Origin of the sequence: Streptomyces sp. RKAG293, from assembly GCF_023701745.1 — a bacterium.
Lineage (GTDB): Bacteria > Actinomycetota > Actinomycetes > Streptomycetales > Streptomycetaceae > Actinacidiphila.
The window spans coordinates 2,409,472-2,436,434 of sequence record NZ_JAJOZB010000001.1; the positions used below are offsets into that span (position 1 = coordinate 2,409,472).

The 26,963-nt window shown below is 72.8% G+C and carries 23 protein-coding genes and 1 pseudogene; 8 read left to right on the top strand and 16 right to left on the bottom strand.

Going from position 1 to position 26,963, the window contains the following annotated elements; all coding sequences use genetic code 11:
* Positions 1 to 107 precede the first annotated feature (107 nt).
* Together LNW72_RS10610 and LNW72_RS10615 are read right to left on the bottom strand one after the other, a co-directional pair.
* Positions 108 to 2,336, bottom strand: a complete 2,229-nt coding sequence (locus LNW72_RS10610; RefSeq protein WP_250975171.1) for a molybdopterin-dependent oxidoreductase — start codon at positions 2,334 to 2,336, stop codon at positions 108 to 110.
* Between the two features lie 167 nt (positions 2,337 to 2,503).
* On the bottom strand, positions 2,504 to 3,094 hold the full coding sequence (locus LNW72_RS10615; RefSeq protein WP_250975172.1) for a TetR/AcrR family transcriptional regulator: 591 nt from the start codon (positions 3,092 to 3,094) through the stop codon (positions 2,504 to 2,506).
* A gap of 118 nt (positions 3,095 to 3,212) precedes the next feature.
* On the opposite strand from LNW72_RS10615, the gene hmgA reads away from it, so the two are divergent.
* From hmgA to LNW72_RS10630, 3 genes and pseudogenes are all read left to right on the top strand, one after another.
* The gene (hmgA, locus tag LNW72_RS10620) at positions 3,213 to 4,520 is read left to right on the top strand and encodes a homogentisate 1,2-dioxygenase (protein ID WP_250975173.1); all 1,308 of its coding nucleotides are present in this window, start codon (positions 3,213 to 3,215) and stop codon (positions 4,518 to 4,520) included.
* Positions 4,517 to 5,262: pseudogene (locus tag LNW72_RS10625) on the top strand (GntR family transcriptional regulator). The gene hmgA and the pseudogene LNW72_RS10625 overlap by 4 nt, the downstream one beginning before the upstream one ends.
* 90 nt (positions 5,263 to 5,352) lie before the next feature.
* Entirely contained in the window at positions 5,353 to 6,723 is a 1,371-nt protein-coding gene (locus LNW72_RS10630) for a type ISP restriction/modification enzyme (protein ID WP_374117204.1), read from the top strand.
* 205 nt (positions 6,724 to 6,928) lie between these two features.
* On the opposite strand, the gene LNW72_RS10635 is transcribed toward LNW72_RS10630, so the two are convergent.
* Entirely contained in the window at positions 6,929 to 7,192 is a 264-nt protein-coding gene (locus LNW72_RS10635) for a hypothetical protein (protein WP_138353313.1), read from the bottom strand.
* Positions 7,193 to 7,469: 277 nt separating this feature from the next.
* Between LNW72_RS10635 and LNW72_RS10640 the strand changes: the two genes are divergently transcribed.
* On the top strand, positions 7,470 to 9,215 hold the full coding sequence (locus tag LNW72_RS10640; protein ID WP_250975174.1) for a serine/threonine-protein kinase: 1,746 nt from the start codon (positions 7,470 to 7,472) through the stop codon (positions 9,213 to 9,215).
* On the opposite strand, the gene LNW72_RS10645 is transcribed toward LNW72_RS10640, so the two are convergent.
* Positions 9,185 to 9,979 (bottom strand): SGNH/GDSL hydrolase family protein, encoded by a 795-nt coding sequence (locus LNW72_RS10645; RefSeq protein ID WP_250975175.1) that lies wholly within the window; start codon positions 9,977 to 9,979, stop codon positions 9,185 to 9,187. The genes LNW72_RS10640 and LNW72_RS10645 overlap by 31 nt on opposite strands.
* A gap of 310 nt (positions 9,980 to 10,289) precedes the next feature.
* Between LNW72_RS10645 and LNW72_RS10650 the strand changes: the two genes are divergently transcribed.
* On the top strand, positions 10,290 to 11,450 hold the full coding sequence (locus LNW72_RS10650) for a DUF5925 domain-containing protein (RefSeq protein ID WP_285369492.1): 1,161 nt from the start codon (positions 10,290 to 10,292) through the stop codon (positions 11,448 to 11,450).
* A 185-nt stretch (positions 11,451 to 11,635) separates the two neighbouring features.
* On the opposite strand, the gene LNW72_RS10655 is transcribed toward LNW72_RS10650, so the two are convergent.
* The 3 genes from LNW72_RS10655 to LNW72_RS10665 all read right to left on the bottom strand — a co-directional run bounded on the left by LNW72_RS10655 (position 11,636) and on the right by LNW72_RS10665 (position 14,315).
* A complete protein-coding gene (locus LNW72_RS10655; protein ID WP_250975177.1) occupies positions 11,636 to 12,010 on the bottom strand; it encodes a GntR family transcriptional regulator in 375 nt (124 codons plus the stop codon).
* A 71-nt stretch (positions 12,011 to 12,081) separates the two neighbouring features.
* On the bottom strand, positions 12,082 to 12,702 hold the full coding sequence (locus LNW72_RS10660; protein ID WP_250975178.1) for an ABATE domain-containing protein: 621 nt from the start codon (positions 12,700 to 12,702) through the stop codon (positions 12,082 to 12,084).
* Positions 12,703 to 12,797: 95 nt separating this feature from the next.
* Positions 12,798 to 14,315, bottom strand: a complete 1,518-nt coding sequence (locus tag LNW72_RS10665; RefSeq protein WP_250975179.1) for an acetyl-CoA carboxylase carboxyltransferase subunit alpha/beta — start codon at positions 14,313 to 14,315, stop codon at positions 12,798 to 12,800.
* 173 nt (positions 14,316 to 14,488) lie between these two features.
* Here LNW72_RS10665 and LNW72_RS10670 point away from each other — a divergent pair, with 173 nt between their 5' ends.
* Positions 14,489 to 15,496 carry a lytic polysaccharide monooxygenase gene (locus tag LNW72_RS10670; RefSeq protein WP_250975180.1) on the top strand — a complete coding sequence of 336 codons (1,008 nt, stop codon included), beginning with the start codon at positions 14,489 to 14,491 and terminating at the stop codon, positions 15,494 to 15,496.
* An 82-nt stretch (positions 15,497 to 15,578) separates the two neighbouring features.
* Here LNW72_RS10670 and LNW72_RS10675 read toward each other — a convergent pair whose 3' ends face one another.
* A complete protein-coding gene (locus LNW72_RS10675; RefSeq protein ID WP_250975181.1) occupies positions 15,579 to 16,025 on the bottom strand; it encodes a MarR family winged helix-turn-helix transcriptional regulator in 447 nt (148 codons plus the stop codon).
* Between the two features lie 85 nt (positions 16,026 to 16,110).
* On the opposite strand from LNW72_RS10675, the gene LNW72_RS10680 reads away from it, so the two are divergent.
* Complete coding sequence (locus tag LNW72_RS10680; protein ID WP_250975182.1) at positions 16,111 to 16,485, top strand: cupin domain-containing protein; 375 nt, start codon at positions 16,111 to 16,113, stop codon at positions 16,483 to 16,485.
* On the opposite strand, the gene LNW72_RS10685 is transcribed toward LNW72_RS10680, so the two are convergent.
* The 8 genes from LNW72_RS10685 to LNW72_RS10720 all read right to left on the bottom strand — a co-directional run bounded on the left by LNW72_RS10685 (position 16,478) and on the right by LNW72_RS10720 (position 26,222).
* A complete protein-coding gene (locus LNW72_RS10685) occupies positions 16,478 to 17,338 on the bottom strand; it encodes a triacylglycerol lipase (protein WP_250975183.1) in 861 nt (286 codons plus the stop codon). The genes LNW72_RS10680 and LNW72_RS10685 overlap by 8 nt on opposite strands.
* A 111-nt stretch (positions 17,339 to 17,449) precedes the next feature.
* Positions 17,450 to 18,688, bottom strand: a complete 1,239-nt coding sequence (locus LNW72_RS10690; protein WP_250975184.1) for an MFS transporter — start codon at positions 18,686 to 18,688, stop codon at positions 17,450 to 17,452.
* A gap of 118 nt (positions 18,689 to 18,806) precedes the next feature.
* On the bottom strand, positions 18,807 to 19,814 hold the full coding sequence (locus LNW72_RS10695) for a slipin family protein (protein WP_250975185.1): 1,008 nt from the start codon (positions 19,812 to 19,814) through the stop codon (positions 18,807 to 18,809).
* A 223-nt stretch (positions 19,815 to 20,037) separates the two neighbouring features.
* On the bottom strand, positions 20,038 to 21,015 hold the full coding sequence (locus tag LNW72_RS10700) for a YafY family protein (protein WP_250975186.1): 978 nt from the start codon (positions 21,013 to 21,015) through the stop codon (positions 20,038 to 20,040).
* A 175-nt stretch (positions 21,016 to 21,190) separates the two neighbouring features.
* Entirely contained in the window at positions 21,191 to 22,219 is a 1,029-nt protein-coding gene (locus LNW72_RS10705; RefSeq protein WP_250975187.1) for a S1 family peptidase, read from the bottom strand.
* Between the two features lie 382 nt (positions 22,220 to 22,601).
* The gene (locus tag LNW72_RS10710) at positions 22,602 to 23,339 is read right to left on the bottom strand and encodes a DUF1684 domain-containing protein (RefSeq protein WP_250975188.1); all 738 of its coding nucleotides are present in this window, start codon (positions 23,337 to 23,339) and stop codon (positions 22,602 to 22,604) included.
* 241 nt (positions 23,340 to 23,580) lie between these two features.
* The gene (locus tag LNW72_RS10715) at positions 23,581 to 24,528 is read right to left on the bottom strand and encodes an LLM class flavin-dependent oxidoreductase (protein WP_250975189.1); all 948 of its coding nucleotides are present in this window, start codon (positions 24,526 to 24,528) and stop codon (positions 23,581 to 23,583) included.
* 455 nt (positions 24,529 to 24,983) lie between these two features.
* A complete protein-coding gene (locus LNW72_RS10720) occupies positions 24,984 to 26,222 on the bottom strand; it encodes a DUF5685 family protein (RefSeq protein ID WP_250975190.1) in 1,239 nt (412 codons plus the stop codon).
* A gap of 290 nt (positions 26,223 to 26,512) precedes the next feature.
* On the opposite strand from LNW72_RS10720, the gene LNW72_RS10725 reads away from it, so the two are divergent.
* The gene (locus tag LNW72_RS10725) at positions 26,513 to 26,956 is read left to right on the top strand and encodes a cell division protein SepF (protein ID WP_138353331.1); all 444 of its coding nucleotides are present in this window, start codon (positions 26,513 to 26,515) and stop codon (positions 26,954 to 26,956) included.
* Positions 26,957 to 26,963: the final 7 nt, after the last annotated feature.

Sequence of the window (26,963 nt, forward strand, 5' to 3'; positions counted from 1 at the left end):
ACTAGCGCCGTTAGTTTTCGCACGCCAGAGGCCCCTCCGTGCTCTGGCTCACGCGCGCTCTGGCTCACGCGCGGACCCACGCCCGCGCGCCGCCCTGCCGGACCCGATCAGCCGCTCGCCGGCAGACCCGGCAGATCCGGCAGCGCCGAGACCTGCACCGGGAAGCCGTTGAGGACGGCCGTGCCCGACAGCGGGTCGAGGCGGCTGCCGTCCAGGAGTTGGTTGACGTTGACGCCGGGGTGCAGTCCGGCGGTGCTGAGCCGGGTGCCGCCGCGGTCGTGGCCCCAGCCGTGCGGCAGGCTGACGACGCCGGGGCGTACGGCGTCGGTGACCTCGACCGGTGCCTCGATCTCGCCGCCGTCGCCCTTGACCAGGGCGGTCGCCCCGTCGGTGAGTCCGAACCGGGCCGCGTCCTCCGGGTGGACCTGGAGGGTGCACAGGTTGGTGCCGCCGGAGAGCGCGGGCAGGTTGTGCATCCAGCTGTTGTTGGAGCGCAGGTGGCGGCGGCCGATGAGAACGGGCCCCGCGGCCCGTTCGGTCAGGCTGCGCAGCAGCCGCGGCACGTCGGCGGCGATCGGCGCCGGCGCGAGCTCGATCCGGCCCGACGGCGTGCGGAGCACCTCGGGGATGCGGGGGGCGAGCGGGCCGAGGTCGATGCCGTGCGGCTGGGCGAGGACCTTGTCGAGGGTGAGGCCGTACGGGCCGAGGCGGAGCATGAGGTCGAGCCGCCGCTCGTATCCGGTCCTGCCGCCGAGCCGGGCCGCCAGCTCGGCCGGGTCGCCGCCGTGCAGCGGCGAGAACGGGTCGGCGGTGGCACGGGCGAGCAGCCGGGCGATGGCCTGTTCGTCCACGGCGGTCGGGTCCGCGTCCGGCGCCGCGCCGGACAGGATCTGGACGAGCCGGGCGTAGATCTCGGGCTCGCCGGGGCGGCCGTCCGCCAGTTCCACGGCCGGGCGGCTGTAGCGCACGGTGTTGCGGACGGCGAGCGTGGAGAAGGCGAAGTCGTAGTGCGCGCTCTGCGTCGGCCGGGGCGGCGGCAGCACGACATGGGCGTGCCGGGAGGTCTCGTTGAGGTACGGGTCGACGCTGACCATGAAGTCCAGCCCGGCCAGCGCCCGGTCGAGGCGGTGGCCGTCGGGCGCGGAGAGCACCGGGTTGGCGGCGAGGGCGATGACGGCCCGGACGCGGCCTTCGCCGGGGGTGTCGATCTCCTCGGCGAGGGCGGCGCTGGGGAGTTCGCTCTTCACCTCGGGGTGGCCGGAGACCCGGCTGTGCCAGCGGCCGACGGTGAAGCCCTTGCCGGGCGCGGCGGGCCGGGGTGCCCGGGCGGTCGGGGAGAGCGGGAACATGGCGCCGCCGGGCCGGTCGAGGTTGCCGGTCAGCACGTTGAGCACGTCCACGAGCCAGCTGCACAGGGTGCCGAACTCGACGGCGGTGCTGCCGAGCCGCCCGTAGACGGCGGCGCTGGGCGCGGCGGCCAGTTCACGGGCGAGGGCGCGGATCTCGGCGGCCGGCACCTCACACACGCCCTCGACGGCCTCCGGGGTGAAGGCGGCGGCGAGCGCGCGCACCTCCTCCACACCGGTCACCTGGTCCGCGAGCGCGCCGAGATCGGTGAGGCCCTCGGCGAACAGCACCTGCACGACGGCGAAGAGCAGCGCCGCGTCGGTGCCCGGCCGCAGCGAGACGTGCCGGTCGGCGGCCTCAGCGGTGCGGGTGCGCTTGGGGTCGATGACGGTGATCCGCCCGCCCCGCCGCCGCAGCGCCTTGAGCTTGCCGGGGAAGTCGGCGGCGGTGGCCAGACTGCCGTTGGAGACCAGCGGGTTCGCGCCGATGATGAGCAGATGGTCGGTACGGTCCAGGTCGGGCACCGGGATCGCGTTCGGGTCGCCGAAGAGATAGCCGCACGCGACGTGCTTGGGCATCTGGTCCAGGGTGCTGGCGGAGAAGATGTTGCGGCTGCGCAGCGCGCCGACGAGCTGCGCGGGGTAGAGGCCGCCCGCGACGGTGTGGACGTTGGGGTTGCCGAGGACGACGCCGACGGCGTCCGGTCCGTGCGCGGCGGTGACCGCGCCGAGTCCCGCGGCGACGGCGGCGAACGCCTCCGCCCAGCCCGTCTCGACGAGCCGGCCGTCCCGGCGCACCAGGGGGCGGCTCAGCCGGTCGGGGTCGGCGTCGAGGGCGCCGAAGGTCGCGCCCTTGGGGCAGATGAAGCCGGCGCTGAACACGTCGTCGCGGTCGCCGCGGGCGCTCGTGACCGTGTCGTCGTCGAAGGTGAGCGTCAGACCGCAGGTGGCCTCGCACAGCGGGCAGATACGCAGGGCGGTACGGGTCATCGGGCTCTCCTGGGAAATCTCCTGGGACGAGTGCGGCACACGCACAGCCGAGCATACCGACCGGTATGCATGTGTGAACCCCCGGGACGGCGCCGATCTGTCCCCCGTTGGGGACCGATCTGCCCCCGTCAGGGGCTGAGGGCAGCGCCCGGCCCCGGCCACGGGACCTACCGCGCGAGATAGGCGCGCAGCATCCGCTTCGTCTCGGCGATCACGGCCGGGTCCCCCGCCGCATCGGTACGGAAGGCCAGCTGGAGCAGGGCGTCGGCGGCCTCCACGCTGATCACGAAGGTGAGCCGGGCGTACGCGTCCGCCGGGTCGAGGCCCAGCCGCCCGGCGAGCAGTTCCAGCAGCCGGTCGGCGACGTGGCGGTTGGGCTCGGATTCGCCGGGGATGCCGAAGTCGACGAGCTCGAAGCCGGGGGTGGCGCCCTTCATCGCGATGTACTCGTCCACGACCACCTCGACGGCGACCTCGAGCGACAGCGGCGTCGCCGCCGGTTCCGCGAGGCGGGCCGTGACGTGGTCCAGGTACTGGTCGAGATTGCGCTGCGCCAGGGCGTCGGCCATCGCGCGCTTGTTGGAGAAGAAGCGGTAGACGGAGCCGATGGGGACGCCGGCGCGGACGGCGACCGCGCGCGTGCTGAGGCTCTCGTACCCGGCCTCGTCCAGCAGCTGGGCGCAGGCGTCGAGGATGCGGCTGAGGCGTTCGGTGCTGCGCTGCTGCACCGGGGTTCGGCGGAGCCCTTGGCCGGTCACGGCACACCCTCCTTTTCAGGCCAGCCTAGCGGCGGCGGGGTCCAAGGTCATTGACGGTTTGCCCGTCCCATTCCTATGGTCGACCATAGGAATGGGACAACGGCACCGGGAGCGCACGATGGGCAGCACGCACGACACGGACCTCACGTACTCCCCCGGTTTCGGGAACGAGCACGTCAGCGAGGCGGTGCCCGGCGCACTGCCGATCGGCCGGAACTCTCCGCAGCGCGCCCCGCTCGGGCTGTACGCGGAGCAGCTCAGCGGCACCGCGTTCACCGAGCCCCGGCACCAGAACCGCCGCAGCTGGCTGTACCGGATCCGCCCCTCGGCCGTGCACCCGCCGTTCCGCCGGATCGACAACGGGGCGCTGCGCAGCGCGCCGTTCCTGGACGTCGAGCCGGACCCCAACCGGCTGCGCTGGAGCGCGCCCGCGCTGCCGGACGTCCCCACGGACTTCGTCCAGGGCCTGGTCTCCGTCGGCGGCAACGGTGACGTGCTGCGCCGCGAGGGCATCGGCATCCACTGGTACGCGGCGAACACGTCGATGACGGACCGGGTCTTCTCGTCCTCCGACGGCGAGTTCCTGATCGTGCCCGAGCACGGCACCCTGCTGCTCCGCACCGAGCTGGGCCTGCTCCAGGCCGGCCCCGGCGAGGTGGCGCTGATCCCGCGCGGGATGCGCTTCCGGGTGGAGCTGCTGGATCCCACGGCCCGCGGCTATGTCTGCGAGAACTACGGGCAGGCGTTCCGGCTCCCCGACCTCGGCCCGATCGGTGCGAACGGGCTGGCCAACGCGCGGGACTTCCTGGCGCCGGTGGCCGCCTTCGAGGACCGCGAGGAGCCGGTCGAGGTGATCAACAAGTTCGGCGGCAACCTCTGGGCCGCGACCTACGACCACTCACCGCTCGACGTCGTCGGCTGGCACGGCAACCTCGTCCCGTACGCCTACGACCTGCGGCGCTTCAACGTCCTGGGGTCGCTGAGCTACGACCACCCGGACCCGTCGATCTTCACCGTGCTGACCGCCCCCTCCGACACCCCCGGGCTGGCCAACGCCGACTTCGTGGTCTTCGCGCCGCGCTGGCTGGTCGGCGAGGACACCTTCCGCCCGCCGTACTTCCACCGCAATGTCATGAGCGAGTTCATGGGGCTGATCGAGGGCGCGTACGACGCGAAGGCCGAGGGGTTCGTCCCGGGCGGCGCCTCGCTGCACAACATGATGTCGGCGCACGGCCCGGACCGCGCCACCTTCGACAAGGCCAGCGCCGCCGAGCTGAAGCCGCAGAAGGTCGACGACGGACTGGCGTTCATGTTCGAGACCCGCTGGCCCGTCGTACCGACCAGCGGCGCACTCGCCGCCGATCACCGGCAGGAGGGTTACGACGAGGTGTGGAAGGGCCTTGAGCGGCACTTCCCCACCTCATGACCGCCTTCGCCCCGGACTCGATCGTCCTCAACCGCAAACTGCCGCTGTGGTACCAGGTCTCGCAGTCGCTGCGCGCCTCGATACTGGGCCGCCGCCCGGACGCCCCGCTGCGGCTGCCGACCGAGGACGACCTGGCCGGCCACTACGGCGTGAGCGTGCTGACGATGCGCCAGGCCCTCAAGGAGCTGGAGACGGAGGGGCTGATCAGCCGGCACCGGCGGCGCGGCACCTTCATCGAGCCGACCGCGCTGCGCGGCGCGCCGGTCCGGCTGCTGGGTTCGGTCGACGCGATCGTGGCCCAGCAGTCGGGTGAGCACACCGCGGTGCTCGGGCACGGGACCGCGCCCGTTCCGTCCTGGGCCGCCGAGCACCTCCCCGACCTGGCGGAGGCGGCCTTCTTCCGGCGGCTGCGCTGCGAGGCGAGCGGCGAGCCGACCAACTGGGCGGAGAACTTCGTCCGTCCGGAACTCGCCGAGCGCATCGATCTGGCCGATCTCGAACGGTGGCCGATGACGAAGGTCCTGCGGGACGCGCTCGGCGTGCGGATCAGCCGGATCACCGACACGGTGGAGGCCCGGCTGGCGGACCCGGAGACGGCGCGGCTGCTCCAGGTCCCGCTGCTCAGCCCGATCCTGCACTACACCGGGGTGACGTACGACGAGTCGGGCCGCGCGGTGGACGTGGTGCGGATCCACTACCGGGGGACCGGTTCTCGTTCACCGTGACGATGGAGGCGCGCTGACAGCGGGCGCCCGTCGCTTTGCTTTCGGTGACAATCCGTACAGGTCGCGCTTCCCGGGTGGCGGTGCGGCCGCGACCGCGGCTCAGTACGATGCCGACGGTGGGAAGCGCATCCGCGAATCCAGGCGCTGGGGAGGCCCGTGACGTGACGCCGCCACGAGCTGCCGGCTCCAACTCCGGGGCGGGCCATGGCGCTCCCGTCCTCGCCGATCTGATGCCGTGGTCCGTGCCGCCGCTGCTGTACGGGCGGTCCTGGGCGGTGGCGCCCGACGCGAAGGCGCTGCGGGCGCGCTGGGACGCGCTGCTGGCGGCACCGGACGACCCGGAACGTGAGCGGCTGCTGCGTCCGAGCCGGGCCCGCGGACTGCACACCCCGGCACCCCAGCTCGCCGTCCCGGGACGGGAGGGGCGGTCCGCCGCCACCACCCGGCTCGCCCGCGAGAGCGGGCCGTGCCCCGACCCGGTCCGGGTCCTGCACGGCGCCTTCGACCTGCAGTGGCTGATCCCCGACCACCGGCTCATCGACGCCGCCCGCCCCGAGCTGTGGCGGGTCGCCGACGAGCGGCAGATCTTCGCCGTGGAGCAGGCCCGGCTCCCGAACGTCCCCGGCCCCGCACTGGCGTTCGGCGCCGTGCTGCCCGACGGCCGGTCCCCCGCCGGGAAGCCGGGCCGGATCCGGCCGCTGTACCGGCGGCCCGGCGGGCAGGACCCCAACCTCGCGCCCGGCCTGACCGAGTTGCTCGGTGAGCTCCTCGGTCTGCCGGTGAGCGCCGAGGACCTCCTCGCCTGGATCACCGTCGCGGGCCTCCCCGCCCGGGACCAGCGGGACGGTGTCGTGGTGCCGCTCACCCGCGACCCGGAACTCTGGCTCGCGGCCGTCGAGCTGGGCCGGACCTCGATCTGGCTGCACACCCGGGGCGAGCGCTGCGCGGATCCCGTCGCGGGCCGGCCCGGCGGCCATCCCCGGCTGCCCGGCGGCCGGCGCCCGTACGTACGCGCGCCGCTGCCCGCCGTGCCACGGGCCGGGGAGCTGGAGTACGACCCGGAGGAGGAGGCGCTGCGGATCGGGGACGGGCTGGTCTCGCCGGTGCCGGCCGCCGCCTGGGAGTTCCACGCGGGCGGGGTGCGGGTGCTGGAGGCCTGGTACGAGCGCCGGTCGGCCGTCGCGGCCCCGGGGACGCTGGAGGCGCTCCGCCCCGCGCGCTGGACCCGGGAGACGACCACGGAGCTGCTCGAACTCGTCACCGTGCTCACGCTGCTGGCGGCCCTCCGGCCGGAGCGGCGGAAGCTGGCGGAGCGGCTGGCGGCGGAACCGGGGTCGCGGCGGGCGCGCGCGGCGGGGATCTCCGCCGACGCGCTGCGCCTCGCGGGGGTGCTGCCCGCTCCCTCGGGAGCACGGCGCCCCGCCTCGGTGCTGGACCATCACGAGGAAGGGCCGGACGGTCAGTTCGCGTTGCTGTGAACCGTGGGCCGGGGGCCGTGGACCGAGGCGCACAGGTCGGCTCGCACGGTGGCACGTTCGGACGGCGCGGGTGGTCGCCACAGGTGTCCGAACGCACGTCGGCGCACATGGACGCGCGTAGAGCTCCTGCCGTTCACGGCGAGCACACCGCAACGCCGCTGGCCGCAGCGCTGTGCCGGGACGGTGTGACCGCCGGAAGGTGGGATCAGCCGCGGCTGCCGAACAGCGAGCGCCGCAGGCGCCGCAGAGGCGCGAACAGCGACACCCGTGCACTGCGGCTCGCCTTGGTGCGCGCCGAATCCCGCGATGTCAGCTCCCGCATCAGCAACGTCGCCTCCGCGCTCTCGCGGTGCGGTACGGCAGGGCCGCCCAGTATCGCGAGATGACGGTCCAGACGTGTGCTGGTCGTGCTGCTTCCGCAGTTGATGGCAGGCACTCTCGGCCTGCTTCGCATAGCTATTTGTTCCATGACACTCCCCACCCGTACGAGGGCACCCGGCCCGGGCAGGGTAACCCTATCGCCCCGACGCGTCACCTGCGCATCCCAGGCCCCGGATTCACCTTCCCGTCCTGGGTGTTGACGACTGAACAGCGAATTACCGCCGCACGCAAGGCAGTTGGCCGCCACCCGACAACCTGAGCCTACCCCCGGCCGCTCTCGTCAACATCGCCGGGACCGGCTTCAACCATGCGTCGTTGAGGTAGATTTCCTCCGAATCACTCCGGTTACGGGCGGGGGTTCGCACATGAGCGAAGGCACGGGCGGTGAGCGGGTGATCGCGGACCGCTACCGGCTGATCGGCGAGCTCGGCCGCGGCGGCATGGGCGTCGTCTGGCGGGCCCGCGACGAACTGCTCGGCCGGGAGGTCGCGGTCAAGGAGGTGCGGGCGCCCGCCGGCCTCGACGAGGGCGAGGTGCGGCAGCTGTACGCCCGCCTGGAGCAGGAGGGCCGGGCCGCGGCCCGGATCATCCACCCGAACGTGATCACCGTGTACGACGTGGCGGTGGCCGGCGGCGCGCCGTGGATCGTCATGGAGCTCGTCCGGGGGCTGACCCTCGCCGACGTCCTCGACGCGGACGGCCCGATGACCCCGCGGCGGGCGGCGGACATCGGCGCACACGTCCTGGCCGGTCTGCGCGCGGCGCACATCGCGGGAGTGCTGCACCGGGACGTGAAGCCCGGCAACGTCCTGATCGCCAATGACGGCCGGGTCGTCCTCACGGACTTCGGCATCGCGATGATCGAGGGCACCTCGGCGCTGACACGCACGGGCGAGCTGATCGGGTCGCCGGAGTACCTGGCTCCCGAGCGGGGCATGGGGAACGCCCCCGGGCCGGAGTCGGACCTGTGGTCCCTGGGGGTGCTGATCTACCGGTCGGTGGAGGGATCGTCGCCGTTCCGCCGCGATTCGGCGCTGAGCACGCTGAGCGCGGCCGTCAACGACCCGCTTCCCGAGCCCCGCCGGGCGGGACCGCTGGGCCCGGTGCTGGAGGGGCTGTTGCGCAAGCGCCCGGCGGACCGGATCAGCGGGAGCGAGGCCCAGCGGATGCTGGACGACGTGGCGGCCGGCCGCACCGGGCCGCCGGCCACCGGGTATGCCCCGGCCGCCTCCGGCCCCTCGCCCCGGACGAAGCCGCTGCCGCGACCGATGCCGTCGGGCGGGACCGGCGGCACCGGCGGCCCGACGCCGCCGACCGTCCCCGGATACGGATCCCCGTACGGGCCGGGGCCCTCGTCCTACGGCGCCGAGCCGGATCCGACGCGGCGCCGGCGGGTCGCGACGGTGCTGGCGGCGGGGGCGCTGGTGCTCGCCCTGGCGGCGGGGGTGGTGGCCTGGACGCTGCTGGACCAGGGGACGGAGGACGACAAGGCGTCCACCGGCGGGACCGGATCGAGTACGAGCAGCAGCACCTCGTCCACCGGCACGGGGACGTCCACGACCGCGACCACTCCCCCGACCACCACGGCGAGTCCGACGGTCACGACGACCACGGCGTCCCCTTCGTCGTCCGGCGCTCCGGTCGCCAAGGTCACGATCAAGGTGACCGCCGGGCGGGACAGTTACACGGGGCCGTGCCCGGCGCCGGCCGGCCGGGCACCGGAGTTCACGGCGGTGATCGCGGTGGACCACACCCCGGCGACGGTGGTGTTCCGCTGGACGACGGACAGCGGCCGCAACTCCGACCCCGGGTGGAAGACCGCCGAGTTCGCCGCGGGCGGCCCGACGTCGCGGACGTACGAGCACACCGAGCTGTCGTTCGAGGCGGGCCGGCGGAGCACCGACCGGATCGTGGTGGAGGTCGGGGCGCCGAAGGAGTTCCGGTCGGACCCGGTGTCGTTCACGGTGGACTGCCGACCGGATCCGCCGGCGTCGACCACGACGCCGGCGGCGGCCGGAACGAACGGTACGGATCGGTCAGCGAACCAGGCAGTGAATCAGGCAGTGAATCAGTCGGCGATTCAGGCGGCGGAGCTGAACGCGGGCAGGTAGCCACCGGACTGGCCGGCCGCCTTCGGGTGGTAGGACTCGTCGACCGGGAACGTCAGGCTGTTCAGCCAGGGCGATCCCGAGCAGAGTTCGTGCCCGGTGAAGGTGCCGCGCACATCGGCGAAGCCGAAGCCGTGGTTGGCGGCGCGCTTGGCCATCACGGTGTCGAGTTCGTCGGCCGCGCCGTTGATCGCGGCGCGGGAGGTGTCACTGAGCCCGCCCCAGCAATTTCCGTTGATCTTGTAGAAGTGCGGGTAGCCGACCACGACCACATGGGCGTTGGGGGCCTTGGTGTGGATCGCGTTGTACACGTTGTCGAGGAGACCGGGGAGGGTGTTGTCCGCGTAGGTGCGGGCCTGCGCGATCCGGGCCAGACAGGTGCTCTCGGAGTTGAGCACACAGGTGGTCATGACGTCGGAGAAGCCCGCGTCATTGCCGCCGATGCTGATGCTCACCAGTCCGGTGGACGCGTTGAGCGGCCCGAGCTGGTTGTTGAGGACGTCACCGGTACGGGCACCGGAGCAGGCGGTGAAGGCGAACGCGGACGGGGCGTGGGCCGCCGCCCAAAGTGCCGGATAGGCCTTGGTACTGCGCTTGCAGTCACCGCTGGAGCTGTCGTAGCTGCCGGCGCCGACGCCCGCGGAGTACGAGTCTCCGAGGGCTGCGTACGAGGGCGCCGCGGCGTGCGCGGGGGCCGCGCCGATGAGCGCGAGGCCAGTGGTGAGGATCAGCGCGGATACGGCTGATGCCAACCGGGACAGTCTCATGGAACCTCCCTGGGCAGGATCTCTGCGAGACCTGTTGTACCCGTCGGTAACCCACGGGGGGAAGTGTCCTGACCATGAATCTTTGTCGTGTGCATTGCAATCATATGAAACGTCCGTAACGCCTCAACTCCGTGCCGACCAGGCCCCGTCCAAACCTCTTCCAAACCTCTTCCCAGCCTCGTTCCGGGCGCCGTTCCGAGCCTCGTTCCGGGTGCCGTTCCGGGTGTCGTCACCGGCCCGGTTCGGGGGTGGATTTCCGGCCCGGAAAAGCACTGGGCGGATTCGGCCCCGGTGCCGGATCATGGGCCGCATGTCCGCAAAACCCCATGACCCGAGGAGGCCTGTGCCGCAGAGCCTGCCCGACCCCGCACACGCCCGGCACGCCCCGCGCCCGCCGCACCGCGCGGTTCCCGTCCATCTGCGCCTGGACGACAGCGATTCACCGTCCGACGTCGTCGACGCGCTCTTCCTCGGGCGCTTCACCTCCGGTGAACAGCCGTACTCCCGCGGCGCGTCCCTGGAGAACGTCAAGTCCGGCCTGACGCTGATCCCGCCGGACGCCGCCGTGCTGCGCCAGGCCCGCGACAAGGACCGCAGCGCCACGCTCGCCGAGGGCGACGGCTGGACGATCCTGATCTCCCGCTGGAACCGCGGCGCGGACGTCACGGTCGCCGCCGTCACCGACGAACTGGCCGAGCAGGTGCTCTCGCGGGCCGTCGAGGACGCCGAGGACGAACCCGAACCCCAGCCCGAGACCGTGAACATGGGCTTCTGGTACGTCTCTCCGCGCCGCGGCCCGCACCGCACCACCCGGCAGATCTCCGCCGCCACCTGGGAAGAGCTCCGCGGCAACTACACGGCCCCGGTGGCCGAGGCCATGGACGGCCTCATGAAGCTCACCAAGGACGACATCACCGGCCGGCTGCTGCTCCTGCACGGCCCGCCCGGCACCGGCAAGACCTCGGCGCTGCGCACCCTGGCCCGCTCCTGGCGCGACTGGTGCCAGGTGGACTGCGTCCTGGACCCCGAGCGGCTCTTCAACGACGTCGGCTATCTGATGGACATCGCCATCGGCGAGGACGACGGCACGGCCGGCGGCCGCTGGCGGCTGCTGCTGCTGGAGGACTGCGACGAACTGATCCGCGGTCAGGCCAAGCACCAGACCGGCCAGGCGCTCTCCCGGCTGCTCAACCTGACCGACGGCCTGCTCGGCCAGGGCCGCAACGTGCTCGTCGGCATCACCACCAACGAGGACCTGGAGCGGCTGCACCCCGCCGTCGTCCGGCCGGGCCGCTGCCTGTCGCGGATCGAGGTCGGCCCGCTGACCCGCGACGAGTCCGCCGCCTGGCTCGGCACCACCGAGGGCATCGGGCGCGAGGGCGCCACCCTCGCCGAGCTGTACGCGCTGCGGCGCGGCGCCGGCTCCACCATCCCGGCTCCGGCCCCGACGTCGGACGGTCTGTACCTCTGATCGGTACCGGGTTCGGGTGGGGGTTCGGCCGGGTGCCGCGGACGTCGCAGGTGCGGCGCGCGCCCCGGAACGAGGACCTGCCCACCGGCGGGAGCCTGGCCGTCGAAGCGGGCCTGGCCGTCGAAGCGGGCCTGGCCGTCGAAGCGGGCCTGGCTGTCGGAGGCGACCTGTCCGTCCTACATGACCTATCCGTCGTAGGCGGCGCGCAGCGCTTCCTGGACGGCGGCGAGGGCGGCCGCGCGGTCCAGCCCGAGGCGGTGGGCGCGCTGTGCGAACTCCGCGGCGGCGGCAGCGGCCTGGCGCTCGGCGGCGTCGCCCGCGGCGGCGACGAAGGTGCCGTTCCGTCCGCGGGTCTCGACGACACCGTCGGCTTCGAGGGCGCGGTAGGCCTTGGCGACCGTGTTGGCCGCGAGGCCCAGCTCCTCGGCGAGGCCCCGGACGGTCGGGAGCTTGTGGCCGACGGGGAGTCGGCCGGTGCGCGCCTGATCGGCGATCTGCTCACGCACTTGCTCGAAGGGGGCGGTGGCCGCGTCGGCGGCGACGGTGATCCTCAGGCTCATGGCGGCGATCCTGGCACAACGGGCCCGGCCGACGCGGTGTCCGGCGAGCGTCCGTCCGGGCGGGTCGGTCGTCAGCTCCGGTCCGGCTCCGCGTCGGCCCCGGTGCGCGTGCGCTGATAGTGCCGGGCGACCCGGGCCCGGTTGCCGCACGCCGGCCCGCACCATTCCTGCCGACCGTGTCCCTTGACGAAGTAGCGCACGCAGCGCGGTGCCGTGCAGGCGCGCAGCAGTTCCCGTTGCGGACCCGCCAGGAAGTCGATGGCGGCACGGGCCAGAGCGGCGACGATCCGCACCCCGGATTCGCCTTCCGTGGACCGCAGCCGGACGGCCGGAGCCTCACCCCGGGACCAGACCAGCTGCGGGGCGACCGGTTCGCTCGCGGCGGCGGAGTTGAGACGGTCGAGGGCCTGGTCGGCGGGCAGAAGGCGGTCGGCGTCCGCGCGGCTCGCCGGGGCGGGGCTCACGGCCAGGGCGAACAGTGCCCGTACCGCCTGCCGGAGGGCGACGATTCGGTCCCTGAGCTCCTCGTCCGCGGCGAACTCCCCGCCTGCGGCGGTGTGCACGGAGAGCAGGCCGGGCCGCTCCTGGATCCAGCAGGTCGTCCCCTCGACGGTGGTGAGGTCGTCGGCGACGCCGCCGTCCCCGTCGTGCCGGACGGTGCTCACCAGATCCAACGCCAGCTGACGCTCCATGGATCTCCCCTCTCCACCGCGGATCCGGCCCAGCCTACGGCCCCTAACGAGAGAGAAGGACTATCTCATCAGGGCGTGAGCCTCGCGGCTGATCCTCACGAGGGCAGCCCGAGGTTGCGGTATCTGGCCCGCCGGGCGGCCAGCCGTTCACCGCGGTCACGGGCCCGCAGGGCGGCCAGCTCGGCGCCGAGCAGAGTGCCGAGGCGGGTGAGGAACTCGCCGGGGTCGTCCGCCGCGTCGGGGGTCTCCTCGACGATGGTGTCGACGATCCGGTTGGCGAGCAGATCGGCGGAACTCACCCCCTGCCGCTCCGCGACCTCGAACGCCCGGTCCGTCGTCCGGTAGAGGATCGCCGACGCGCCTTCCGGCGGGAGCGGCGAGAGCCAGGCGTGCCGGGCGGCGATGACGCGGTCGGCAGGCAGCAGGGCCAGGGCGCCACCGCCGGCGCCCTGACCGAGCAGCAGACAGAGCGTCGGGGCCCGGAGGGTCACGAGGTCGGCGAGGCAGCGGGCGATCTCCCCCGCGAGGCCGCCCTCCTCCGCCTCCCGGCTGAGCGCCGCACCCGCGGTGTCGATGACGGTGAGCAGCGGCAGGTCGAGTTCGGCCGCGATCCGCATGCCGCGCCGCGCCTCCCGCAGCCCGGCCGGGCCCAGCGGGGCGGGCCCGGCCTCGTCCGGGCGCCGGTCGTGGCCGAGCACGACGCACGGCGTCGGCCCGAACCTGGCCAGCGCGAGCAGCAGTCCGGGGTCACGTTCCCCCGCGCCGGTCCCGCTCAGCGGGGTGACCTCCCGCCCGGCCCCTTCGAGCAGCGCCCGCAATCCGGGCCGGTCCGGGCGGCGCGAGCGCCGGATCGAGTCGGCGGTGGAGACCTCGACACCGGTGCCCGCCCGCCGGTCGGCACCGGAGACAGCTTCCACGTCCTCACCCGGCTCACCGCACAGCACGTCCAGCGCCCGTGCCGCGACCTCGGCCAGCTGTCCCGCCGGGAACACGGCGTCGACCAGACCGTTGGCCAGCAGATTCTCGGCGACCTGGACGCCGGCCGGGAACGGCTCGCCGTACAGCGCCTCATGGACCCGCGGACCGAGAAACCCGATCAGCGCCCCCGGTTCCGCGGCCGTGACATGCCCGAGCGACCCCCACGACGCGAGCACCCCGCCGGTGGTCGGATGCCGCAGGTACACGAGGTACGGCAGCCCGGCCGCCTTGTGGTCGGTGATGGCGGCCGCGACCTTGACCATCTGCAGGAACGCGATGGTGCCCTCCTGCATCCGCGTGCCGCCGGAGGCCGGGGACGCGAGCAGCGGCAGCCCCTCCCGCGTCGCCCGCTCCACCGCGGTCACCAGCCGGGTCCCGGCCGCCACGCCGATCGACCCCCCGAGAAACCCGAACTCCCCCACGATCAGCGCCACCCGCCGCCCCCGGATCCGTCCCTCCCCCGTGACGACGGATTCATCGAGCCCGGTCCGCAGCCGCGCCTTCTCCACATCCGCCCGGTACTCCTCCGCCCCGGGCAGCACGGTGACGGGCTCATCCCACCGACGCCAACTCCCCGCGTCGACGGCGGCCTCGATCAGTTGCAGCGCGGCAGGCCGTCGGCTCGCTTCAGTCATACCGCCACCCTGCCACGGCCGCTCACCCGGCCGCGTTCTTAATCAGCTCTCAGGGCCCCCTTAACGCGCCCATAAAGATCGGGTTTTCGCAGTTGGCGGCGGGGTTCTGACGGTTCTTCGCGGCTAGCGTGCTGGTCGTTGGGCCCGTGCCACCGTCGAAGGAGACTCCCGGAATGACCGTACGTCGCAAGGCTGCCGCAGTCGCTGTCGTGGGCTTCGGGCCGCTGGTGCTGACCGGGCTGGCCTCCGGTCCCGCGAGCGCGCACGGCTCGATGTCGAACCCGGTCAGCCGGGTGTCCGCGTGCTACGCGGAGGGTCCGGAGAATCCGCGGTCGGCCGCGTGCAAGGCCGCTGTCGCGGCGGGCGGGACGCAGGCGCTCTACGACTGGAACGGTGTGCGGGACGGCGAGGCTGGCGGGCGGAGTCGGTCGAAGGTGCCGGACGGGAAGCTGTGCAGCGCGGGCAACGCGGAGTACAAGGGGCTCGACCTGGCGCGGGCGGACTGGCCCGCCACGGCGATGAGCAGTGGCTCGTTCACCTTCAAGTACCGGGCGACCGCGCCGCACAAGGGTTCCTTCGACCTGTACATCACCAAGGACGGCTACGACCCGTCGAAGCCGCTGAAGTGGTCCGACCTGGAGGCGAAGCCGTTCGCGTCGGTCACCGATCCGGCGCTCAAGGACGGCAGTTATGTGTTCTCGGGCAAGGTGCCGCAGCGCACCGGCCGCCATCTGATCTACAGCGTCTGGCAGCGCTCGGACAGCCCCGAGGCCTTCTACACCTGTTCGGACGTGGTCTTCGGCAAGGACAGTGGCGGCTCGGCTCCGGCGCCGGCCACTCCGTCGCACAGCGCCACGCACAGTGCACCGGCCACCGCCGGGCCGGCGCCGGCCGCGTCCGCGCCGTCCGAGGCGCAGATAGCCGCGGGCGCCTCGAAGTCCACCGTCCACCACGATCACACGGCGGCGACCACCCCCGCCGCGGGCGGCAACGCACCGCAGGCCGACGGCTCGGCCGCGCCCACCACGGCCGCCGAGGGCACGAACCTCGCCGAGACCGGCGGCTCCAGCAGTACGGGGCCGCTCGCGATCGGTGGAGCCGCGGTGCTCGCGGCCGGGGCCTCGTTGCTGCTCGCGACCGTCCGTCGCAGGGCCGCCGCGGCGGGACGGCACCGCTCCTGACGGCCGCTCTCCCCTGATCCGGTGCCGCTGCCTCCCCACGGGCAGCGGCACTGCTGTGTCCGGGGCACCCCGCAGCGGTCGGCTACCAGTTGGGGCGGATCGGGCCGCCCGGCGCCAGCCGGGCCAGGTCGTCCCGCAGGGCCTGCAGCCGGCGCTCGCCGAGGAGGGCGGCCCAGGGGCGTACGGCGTCGGCGGCTGCCTCCTCCGCGGCGCGGGTGCAGGCCCGGCCGCGGTCGGTGAGAACGACGAGACGGGCGCGGGCGTCGTCCGGGTGCGGGTGGCGCTCCACATAGCCCTTGCCGACGAGTTCCTCGACCATCTGGCTCGCCGCCTGGCGGCTGACGCCGAGGTGTTCCGCCAGGTCGGCGGCGGTCGCGCCGACCGGCGCCAGCCGGGCGAAGGCGAAGCCGTGGGCGGGCCGTAGGTCGTCGAAGCCGCGTGCGACGACACCGTCGTGGATCGCGGCGGTGAGACCGCCGGCGGCGGCGAGCAGGGTCGCGGTCAGGCTCATGGCGTCAGCGTTGTTCACGGGAGCAGCTTGACACACTGCGCAATCTGCTTGACTATATTGACAAGCAACTTGCTCAAGTAAGTTGACTATATGGAGGTACACCGTGCCTGTTGTCACCGCAGCCGAAGCCGTCGTCCACGAGATGCACGGCGTCCGTTTCGTCTCGTACATCCTGCCCGCGCACGGCAGCAAGGAGCTGTGCGCCTGGCGCGGTGAGATACCCGGCGGCACCGTCGGGCCCGCCCACACCATCACCCGCGAGGAGGTCTTCCTCGTCCTGAGCGGCTCGGTGCGGATCAGCATCGACGGCGAGGCGTCCACCCTGGCGCCGGGCGACGCCGCCGTCGCGCCCGCCGGCTCCTCCCTGGGCGTCAGCAATCCCACGGAGGAACCGGCCACGATGTGGGTCACCACCAGCGTGGGCCTGGAGGCCGTGCTCGCCGATGGCTCGCGCATCTCACCGCCGTGGGTCAGCTGAGCGCGGAAAGGCAGGTGGTCCGGGTGGCGTGCGCCGGGTCGAGGGCGTTCGCCGCCTCATGGAAGGCGATCCGGTCGGTCAGACCGATCGTGACGTGCTCGGAGATGTCCACCGCACACAGATCCTGCAGCAGCACATTGTGTACGTTCGACCCGGACAGGAACTGCGACGCATACGGCGTGACGACCTCGTCGTACCGGGTCGCGATGACGGTGTAGCGCACCCCGGGGACGGTGTCGCCGCCCGCGTTGAGGGCCTGCATGAAGGCCGATCCGGCCACCTGGTCGGCGAGTCCGGGGACGATCGAGTGGATCGCGTCGGCCGCTCCGGGGAAGTACGGGAGCAGGTTGGCCAGCCCGTCGAGGGTGGTTCCGTGGTTGTCGGGCGCCAGGCCGACGAGGGCGTTCACCTTCGACGCGCCGCCGAGGAACTTCAGGTAGTAGCGCGGCATCATGCCGCCCTGGGAGTGCCCGACCAGGTCCGCCTTCGGCGCCCCGGTGGCCGCCAGCACCCGGTCGGTGAAGTCCGCCAGTTGCTGAGCCGAGTCCGCGATCGGGCCGAGCCCGTCGAAGAACGGGACGCCGGGCAGCTGGCCGTAGTCGAAGGAGAAGACGCAGTAGCCCCGGGCCACCAGATAGGGGGCGAACCCCAGCCAGTTGTCGGTGCCGTTGCCGAACGTTCCGTGCACGAGCACGACCGGCCGGGGGTGCGCGGCGGACGGCCGGCACGAGAAGTCGTTCCATCCGCTGGACGGGGCCGAATGTGCGGTTGCGGCGGTGGCGGCGGTCGGGGCGGCGGTCACCGCACACGCCAGAGCCAGCGCGGTGAGCATGCGCTTCCAGGGCAGCCTCATGTGATCTCCTCGCAGGTCAGGGGAGTCCTGTTCACTCCACCCACGCTGTGATCCGGATCACAAGGTTGTTACGTTCACGTCAACTTACGCGCCAGTAGCAAAGGGGGCTAGTTACGCGTCAGTAAAGAATTGGCCACCCCGCGCCGAAACGGAGGTCACCTCGTCCGCTTCCGCCGCCGGGACCTTGAACAGGCAGTACGCCGCGGCGAGCACTCCCGCCGCACCGACGGCGGCGAGCAGCAGGCGGTGGTCGACGACCGCGACGAGGCCGGCGCCCACCAGTCCGCCCACCGCGGTGGGCGCGAACACGAGCGTGCTCGCGGTGGCCGCGACCCGGCCGATCAGTCCGGCGGGCGTCTCCCGCTGGACGGCGGTCAGCGCCGCGATCAGCACCCACGGCAGCCCGACTCCGATCGCCGCGCCGCCGACCAGGGCGGCGGAGACCCACGGGGTGGCGCGTACGGCGACCCCGAGGGCGAACAGCAGCATGCCGGTGGCCGCGAAGACCCGTTCCGGCATCCGTCGCAGCAACGCCCCCGCCACCACTCCCCCGACGACCGAGCCCGCGCCCTGCACCGCGTACAGCACGCCCACGAAGGCGGGCGAACGGTGCAGGCCCGCGTCGACCACCGCGTAGATCGCGGAGCTGCCGAGCGCGGAGAGCAGCATGGCGATCGAACCGACGGCCACCAGACGGCGCAGCAGCGGGTGCCGGCGCAGGTACCGGATGCCCTCGGCGACCTGTTCGCGCCAGCCCGTCGTGGCGGGCGCGGGCGGTTCCTCCCGTACCCGGACCGTCGCGAAGACGGCCGCGGCGAGCGCGAAGGTGACGGCGTCGAGCACGGCGACGGAACCGCCGCCGTAGCGGACGTACAGGCCGGCGCCGGCGAGCGGGGCGAGGAGCTTCATCGCCTCGTTGGCGGTCATCCGCAGTCCGTTGAAGTCGCCGCGCAGTTCGCCGGGGACGGTGGCGGTGACGACGGCGGCCTCGGCCGCGTCGCAGAGCACCGACGCCGTCCCGTACAGGACGAGCACGGCGAAGAGGATCCAGACCAGGTCCGCCGTACGGACCACGAGCAGCAGCGGCAGCAGGGCCGCCATCGCGGCGTTGACCAGCACCAGGAGCGGGCGGCGGCGCACCCGGTCGACCACGGTGCCGAGCAGCGGACCGGCCGGCATCGGGGTCCACAGGCAGACGCCGACCAGCGCGGCGAGGCTGCTGGAGCCGGTCAGCGACTTCACCCAGATTCCGGCGGCCAGCATCATCGCCGAGCTGCCGAAGCCGGAGACCAGCACCCCGGCCAGATACCTTCCCGCGTCGCGGTCGCGCAGGACCCCCCAGGCCGTCATGACTCCCAATCTAATGATTGGGAGTCATGACGGCAATGAGCGGGACGGGGCGGCGGTCAGCACTCAGCACTCAGCACTCAGCACTCAGCCACCAACCCTCGGCCGTCGGCCGGGGCCGTCACTCGCCGTTCTTGGGCTGGCCGTTGCTCTCGATCGGGACCGGCGTGGACACCGGCGCGGAGACGGGGTCCGGCTCGGCGACCGGCGGCACGGCGGCGAGCGGGGGGATCGGCGGGACCGGGGGGATCGCTACGACGGCAGGTGCGGGCTCGGTCGCCGGCACTGCCGGTGCGGGCTCACGCTCAGCGGCAGGCGCGGGCGCTGCGGCGGGCGCGGGTTCCGCGGCGGGCGCTACGGCGGCGGGGGCCGGGGCCGTCGGAGCGGCGCGCTCCAGGAAGCGCAGCAGCTCGACCGGGAACGGCAGCACCAGCGTCGAGTTCTTCTCGGCCGCGACGGCCACCACCGTCTGGAGCAGGCGCAGTTGGAGGGCGGAGGGGTTGTCCTCCATCTGCTTGGCGGCCTGGGCGAGCACCTTCGACGCCTGCAGTTCGGCGTCCGCGTTGATGATGCGGGCGCGGCGTTCGCGCTCCGCCTCGGCCTGCCGGGACATCGACCGCTTCATGGCCTCCGGCAGCGACACGTCCTTGATCTCGACCCGGTCGATCTGCACACCCCAGCCCAGCGCCGGGCTGTCGATCATCACTTCCAGGCCTTCGTTCAGCTTCTCCCGGTTCGACAGCAGCTCGTCCAGATCGCTCTTGCCGATGATCGAACGCAGCGAGGTCTGGGCGACCTGGGAGACCGCGAAGCGGTAGTCCTCGACCTGGATGACGGCGTCGACGGCGTTGATGACCTTGAAGTACACGACCGCGTCCACCTTGACCGAGACGTTGTCGCGGGTGATGCCGTCCTGCCCGGGGATGGGCATCGTCACGATCTGCAGATTGACCTTCCGCAGCCGGTCCACCCCTGGAATGACCATGGTGAATCCGGGGCCCTTGGGCTCCGACCTGAGCCGGCCCAGCCGCAGCACGACACCCCGCTCGTACTGCCGCACCACCCGGGCGCCGGCCACCCCGTAAACGGCCCCGGCCGCAAGGACGGCGGACACCAGCTCCACGATCATTTCGGCCCCCTGCCGTATACACGTGCAGTGCCTCCAGCGTACTGCGGGAACCCCCGCCGAGCGCCGGTCGTACGGGCGGGGCGGCGCACGGCAGGGGCGGCCCGGGTCCCCGGAAGCAGCCGCACGACACCGCACCGCACCGCACCGCACCGCACCGCACCGCCCCGCGCCGCCCGGCGCCGCACGGCCCGCCCGCCAGAGCCCCTCAGTCCGACAGCGCCCGTCAGTCCGACAGCGCCGTCGGCGTACGGTCCGCCGCGCGCAGCAGCCGGGCGGCCACCACTCTCAGCTGCTCGGCGAGCTCGGGCGGCTCGTGCACCTCGAACTCCGCGCCGAGCAGGGCGATGAAAACGGTGAGGCCGTCGAGGGACTCGGCGCCCGTCCGCAGTTCGCAGGTCCTGTCGTCGATCGCCTCGATCGTGCCGAAGCCCGTCCAGCCGAAGTCGGCGACCGCCTCCGCCGACATGTGCAGGGTGACCCGCGCCTGGTAGCGGTAGGCCCTGGTGGTGACGCCCTTGGCGACGTACGCCGCCGCGTCCTCCGGGGGTTCGCGCGGTGCGAAGCGCGGCCCGGTGGGTGACTTGGGGTCGATCCGGTCGACGCGGAAGGTCCGCCAGTCCTCCCGGCCGGTGTCCCAGGCGAGCAGGTACCAGCGGCGTCCATGGTTGACCAAGCGGTACGGCTCGACCGTGCGGCGGCTGGAGGCGCCGCTGTGGTCGCTGTAGTCGAAGCGCAGCCGTTCGCGGTCGCGGCAGGCCGCGCCGATGACGGTCAACACGTCCTGGCCGACCGTCGCGCGGCCGGGCGGCGGCGCGTGGACGGTGATCGCCTGCATGGCCTGGACCCGGTGCCGCAGCCGCGACGGGAGCACCTGCTCCAGCTTGGACAGCGCCCGGAGGGAGACCTCCTCGATCCCGGCGACGGTGCCGCCGACGCCGGTGCGCAGGCACAGCGCGACGGCGACCGCCTCCTCGTCGTCCAGCAGCAGCGGCGGCAGCGCGGCGCCCGCGCCGAGCCGGTAGCCGCCGGCCGTGCCGGGGGCGGCGTGCACCGGGTAGCCGAGGGTCCGCAGCCGGTCGACGTCGCGGCGCACCGTTCGCGCGGTGACGTCCAGGCGCTCCGCGAGGTCGGGGCCGGACCAGTCCCGCCGGGACTGGAGGAGCGAGAGCAGACGCAACAACCGCGCCGAGGTCTCCAACATGCGGTCAGTCTGCCAGCCGTCGCGGACAGCCACTGACCGCATGGCACGGAGGTCCACGGCGGTCCACGGGTGCACGGCACGTCTGTACGGGCACATGGCAGAGCCCCCGCCGGCAGGGTCGGCGGGGGCTCCGTCCTGTTCGCTGCAGGCCGTCGCCGGTGTCGGTGGTGCCGCGTCAGTAGACGCTGACTCCGTAGGCGCTGAGCGCTTCGGTGACCGGCTGGAAGAACGTGGTCCCGCCGGAGGAGCAGTTGCCGCTGCCGCCCGAGGTGAGGCCGACCGCGATCGAGCCGTTGTAGAGCGAACCGCCGCTGTCGCCGGGCTCGGCGCAGACGTTGGTCTTGATCATGCCGTAGACGATGTCGCCGCCGCCGTAGTTCACGGTGGCGTTGAGCCCGGTCACCGAGCCGCTGTGGATGCCGGTGGTGGAGCCGCGGCGCTTGACGGGTTCACCGACGTAGGCGTTGCCCGCGCTGGCGATGTCCTGGCTGCCGACGGCGCCGGTGTGCGCGACCGAGGCGTTGTCGTAGCGGACGATCCCGTAGTCGTTGTTCGGGAAGCTGTTGCCGGTGGTCGGGCCGATGGAGGTGCCGGAGGACGTGGTCCAGGCCGGGTAGCCCTCGGTGCAGTGGCCCGCGGTGAGGAAGTAGTACGTGTTGCCGCTGCGGACGTTGAAGCCGACCGAGCAGCGCCACTGGCTGGTGTAGATGGCGTCGCCGCCGGAGAGCAGCTCGCTGAACTTGCCGGCCACACGGTTGATGCTCACGGCGTCGCCGTAGCTCGCGGTGGCCTTGGTGAGCTTGGCCAGCTGGGCGGCGGTGACCCGGCTGTCGACGCTCACGGCGAGCTGGTTGGTCAGCGGGTCGACGGACCACGCCGAGCCCGCGATGTCGGCGGACCTGGCGGCCTCGCCCGCCTTGTCGAGTACTGCCGAGCTGAACCGGACGGTCCTGGGTGTCGCTCCGGCCGCCCGTACGGCGTCGGCGGCCCTGGCCGAGGTGACGTTGACGACGGTGGTCTTCGACGCCGAGTCGTAGTAGCTGCCCGCGGTGGCCGCGGTGCCGAGCGAGGTGGCGACCGCTGCGGCGGCCTCCGGGGATGCCGTCGCCGTGGGGGCGGCGTTGGCGGCGGGCAGCGTGAGCGCGGTGACGGCCACCAGGCCGGATGTCACAGCGAGCAGGCCGGCACGTCGGATGATTTTCATCTATTCCTCCTGTGGGGGGTGGAGGTCAGCTCGGCCTGTCGGCGCCGCACCGATAAACGAACTCGACGTGACCCTGACAAGCACTGGACGGGAGTATTCAGAGCCCGCGCGGAACACACAAGGGCGCCTTTCGGCCGCGCCGGTCGGACGCGACGGCGCCCCGGCGCCCGTACGGACCACCGAGGCACACCCGGGCTGACGACATCTCAACCGGCCGCGGCCGTCTCTCGAACGGGCCTCGGCCGGAGCATCTCGAACCGGAACCGGAACCAGCTCCTGAAGTCGGCCCGACCGGATTTCGAACCGGATTTCGGACCGGGTCTCGGACCGGGTCTCGGACCGGGTTACGGACCGGGTTACGGACAAGGTCTCGGACCAGGTCTCAGCTGGTGAGCACCTTGCTCTCGCCCGCTTCGAGCGCGAAGGGCAGCGTGTTGCCGGGCGGCGGGAACGGGCACACGAACGCGTCGGCGAAGGCGCACGGCGGGAGCAGCGTCCGGTTGAAGTCCAGCACCACGCGGCCGTCCGCGGCCGGCGCCGGGGTCCGCAGGAAACGGAAGCGGTAGCTGCTCCTTCCGCTGGTCGCGTCGGCGATGACGCCCCAGAGGGTGCCGTCCTCCTCGACCGCGACCGCGAGCGAGTGCTCAGCGCCGTCCACGGTGAAGGCCAGTTCGCCGCTGACGCCGAGTCCGCGCTCCCGGCCGTCGGCGTGCGGCACCCGCACGGCACGACCCTCGGGGTACGGGTGGAAGACCGCCGGGACCACCCACCGCTCGTCGTAGTCGAACGCGCCGATGCCCGCGAAATCGCGCCGGGCGTCCGAGGCCGGGTCCCAGATCCGGAGGGCGAGCAGCCCCTCGCGGTCGATCGCCACGATCCGCTTCTCGCCGAACAGCACCGGCTCGCCCTCGGGTTCCAGCCGCCCGAAGACGCCGTCGCTCTGGTGGACCACCGATCCGTCCCGCTCCCGCCACTCCCCCGGCAGCCCGGGGATCTTCCCGTCCTCGGCGTCGGCGAGCCAGTACGTGCCCGTCAGGGCCAGTGGCCCGTACGGCGCCGCGACCGACTCGGCGCGCCGCTCGCGCCAGTTCTTCCAGTCCTGCTCAGTCTCGGAACTCATGGTCATCAACCTTCCATAGCGGCTGCCGCAGGCCGAGATGCTCGCGCGGCGTCGTGCTCCCCGTACTCCGGTCGGCGGCTGCCCGCCGGCCGCCGGGTGGGGCGGTGGCCGGAATTGGCCCGTCCGGATCGCCGGCGGCGCCCATCCGACCGGACGGCCCACCGCGCCGCTCACCGGACGGCCCGCCGTTCCACTCACTCGACGACCCACCGTCCCGCTCCCCGGGCGGTCACGGTGCCGCTCACCGGACGGTCACCGATCGGCTCACCGGACGGTCCAGGCCGAGGTGTTCGCGCAGCGTCGTCCCGGGTTGGAAGCGGCGGAACAGTCCGCGCTGCTGGAGCACGGGCACGGTCGCGTTCACCAGCCGGGTCAGATCCCGCCGCGGATCGGCGGGCCGTACGTGGAAGCCGTCGGTGATCCCGTCGCGGTGCCAGTCGCCGAACAGGTCGGCGAGGAGCACGGCGTCGGCCGGATCGAACAGTTCGACGGCGAGCGAGGCCAGGACGGTGAGCCGGTCCGGGTCCCGGCCGTAGGCCGCCGCCCGGCGGCGCAGGTCGGTGCGGGCCTCGTACGCCAGCCGCTCCGAGTGCGGACCGCCGACCCGTACGTACGCCACGTCCGCGTGCCGTGCGGCCGTCTCACGCGGCGCCTCCGAGGTCGCGTCGACGGCGAGTACCGGCCACCCCTCCAACGGTCCCGGCCCGGCTGACGCCACGTCAGGGAAGCCGGCGGCGTCCGCCCAGCCGTCCCCGAGCAGGGCCTCCGCGTCCGCCGCCCAGGCGTCCGGGAGCAGCGGCGTCCAGCCGGCCCGGCCGCGGCTGACCTGGTCGAGGGCGGCGAGCGCCGCCTGGACGGTGACGCTGACGGTTCCGGGGTGGGTGGCGGTGACGGCCGCCACCAGGCCGATGCGGTCGGTGGCGGGGGCGACCTGTGCGAGGACGGCGAGCGCGTCGAGCCCGCCGGCACTTCCGTCGGCCGCCGCCGGGGAGTCGTCGAGCGTGACGAAGTCCAGCGCGCCGCGCTCGGCGAGCCGGGCGAGTTCGATGTAGGAGGAGGCCTCGTACCGTTCCTCGTACCGTTCCTGGTGCGGTTCCTGGTGCGGTTCCCGGTGCTGATCCCGGGCGTCGATCGCGAAGGCCAGGTGCAGAGGGCGGATGGGTCGATGGCCTGGAGGGGCTTCGGGCATGCGGAGACTCCGTGGACACACTGAAGGAGCACGGGAGTTGCCTTCACGCACGCCGCGTCCCTCAACGCGACCGGGTCGTCATGACCGTGGCCCGAGGCTAATCCCACAGCGTCGCCCACTGTCAAGCATGTCCAACTGGTGGGCATCGCGTCTCAGCGTGGTTGACGGATGGGGACGGCGACTGTTCCACTGACCCCATGCGCAGCTGTCAGTTGGTCACCCGCGACCACATCGACTTCGGTCGAGTGTGGTCGTCCTCGTGTTGTCGCTGACCCTTTAGGGCCTGCTCGGCCGGCCCTGGCTCCGCCCGCCCGCGCGCACCGTCCCACTCCCGCCGCGGCCGCACCACCTCAGGCTCTCCCCGTCAGCCCGGTCTTCCTTCACGCACCCACGTCACCTTCTCTCCCTCCCTCGTAGGTACCTCGCGAGTTCGAGAAGGACTCTTCATTCCCCGTTCAACACCCGCAGTCACAACCGCAATCGCAGCAGTCGCACCCATCACAGCAATCGCAGGAATCGCAGCAGTCGCAGTCGCAGTTCGAGCACCAGCCTTCGCGGCGCCTGCCGCTCCACGGATCCTCGTAATGGTCCCGGCAGCACAGCTGGCAGGTGCAGCACAGCCCGCTCCACAGCGCGCACCCGGCGATCAGCCCTCGCCGGCGCGGTGGTTCGGGCGGCGGGAAACCGTTGGGCGGGAAGCCCGGCCCACCGGGCGCGTACGGGCTCTGACCAGGGCCGTACGGATTCCCGCTCAGCTGCGGCAGGTCCCATGTCCCCAGGCCCACACCCAGGCCCTGCCCTTCGAGCGCGTCGGGGTGGCTGTGCGCGCAGGACCCGCCGAAGGCGCGGTCGACCGAGCGCCGCAGTTCATGGGCGAGCAGGACGTGGACGAGCTGGCCGTCGGTGAACTCGGCGTCCTTCAGTGCCAGCCGCACCCTACGCACCGCGTCGTCGCACAGCCGCCGCGCCTCGTCGCGGCCGGTGCCGGTCGCCGTCAGCGGGTTCCACGCACCCGACGCGGCGTCAGCCGTCCGGTCCTCGACCGCGTCCAGCAGATGCGCCAGCCGGCCGAAGAGCCGGCCGGCCTCCTCCAACGGCGCACGGTTCCCGGGCCGCCCGGCGAGGACCGCCGTGTAGCCGAAGGCGGCCGCGGTCGCCGTCTCGGTCGGCTCGGTGACCGTCAGCAGCGGGGTGCCCGTCCTGGCCAGCGCCTCGATCCCGGACTGCCGGTCCACCGCGTCCACCAGCACCGCCGTGTCGAATCCGAGCCCGCCGCCGGTCCGCGCCCCGGCCCGGTCCCAGCGCCGGGCGACGGTCCGCGCCGCCGCCGCGACCGGCCGCCGCCCCATGGCGCCGTCCCGGTCGTCGATGTGGTCACGCATCTTCGCCGACGCCAGCACGAGCGAGACGGCGGCGGCCAGCCGCGCGCCCTCGCCCGTCGCCACCGGCGCGGTGCGCATCCCGCGCAACGGACAGGGCCCGGCGGTCCGCCGCCACTTCGCCGACGCCGCCGCGCCCGGGACCTGGGCCTCGACCAGCGCCGAGATGATCAGCCCGTCGTAGTTGGTGGCGATGCGGGCCAGCTGACCGTGGTCGTCGCGCAACGCGAGGCAGAGCCCGCACAGGTGCGCCATCCAGGAAGTGGCGAGTCCCTCCGACATCCGGTGGCGACACGGCCTGATAATTCCGAACAACGCTCCCCCAGCGGCTTCATCGTACGATCGGCCCGACATGCTACCGATGGAACGATCTCATGACCGGCGTACCGCCGTCCGGCCGTGCCGCGTCACCCGGAAGAGGGGAGCGCTCCCATCACTTCGTCACCTTCCGTACGCCTATGGCTACCTGACTCCCCGACACCTATCTTGTGCACCAGTACCGTCACAAGTCCCCTGGGTGGCGGCTATCCGCTTGGCGCATCATCGGCATCATGGACGACCATAGGGGTGCGGACGATTTTGACCGCGTGTGAGAGGAGGCGTCCATGGGTTCGGTTCGACGGGCGAGTGCCTGGCTGGGCCTCGTCGACGACAACGGCGACGAGAGCTACTACGACGAGGAGTACGCCGACTACGGCGAGGGATCCGAGCGCGGCGACACCTGGGTGACCGACCCCAGGGTCCAGGTGGCGAGTGAGACGGCCGAGGAACAGGGCCGTCAGATCGCCACCGTGACCCCGGACGGCTTCCGGGATGCCCGCGGCATCGGCGAGCTCTTCCGCAAGGGCGTGCCCGTGATCGTGAACCTTACGGGTATGGAGTCGAGCGATGCCAAGCGCGTCGTCGACTTCGCGGCGGGTCTCACCTTCGGGCTGCGCGGCTCGATCGAGCGCATCGCCACCCGTGTCTTCCTGCTGACCCCCGCCGACTACATGGTCCTCAACGCCGAGTCGAAGCGCGGCGCGGACGGATTCTTCAACCAGAACTGATCAACCA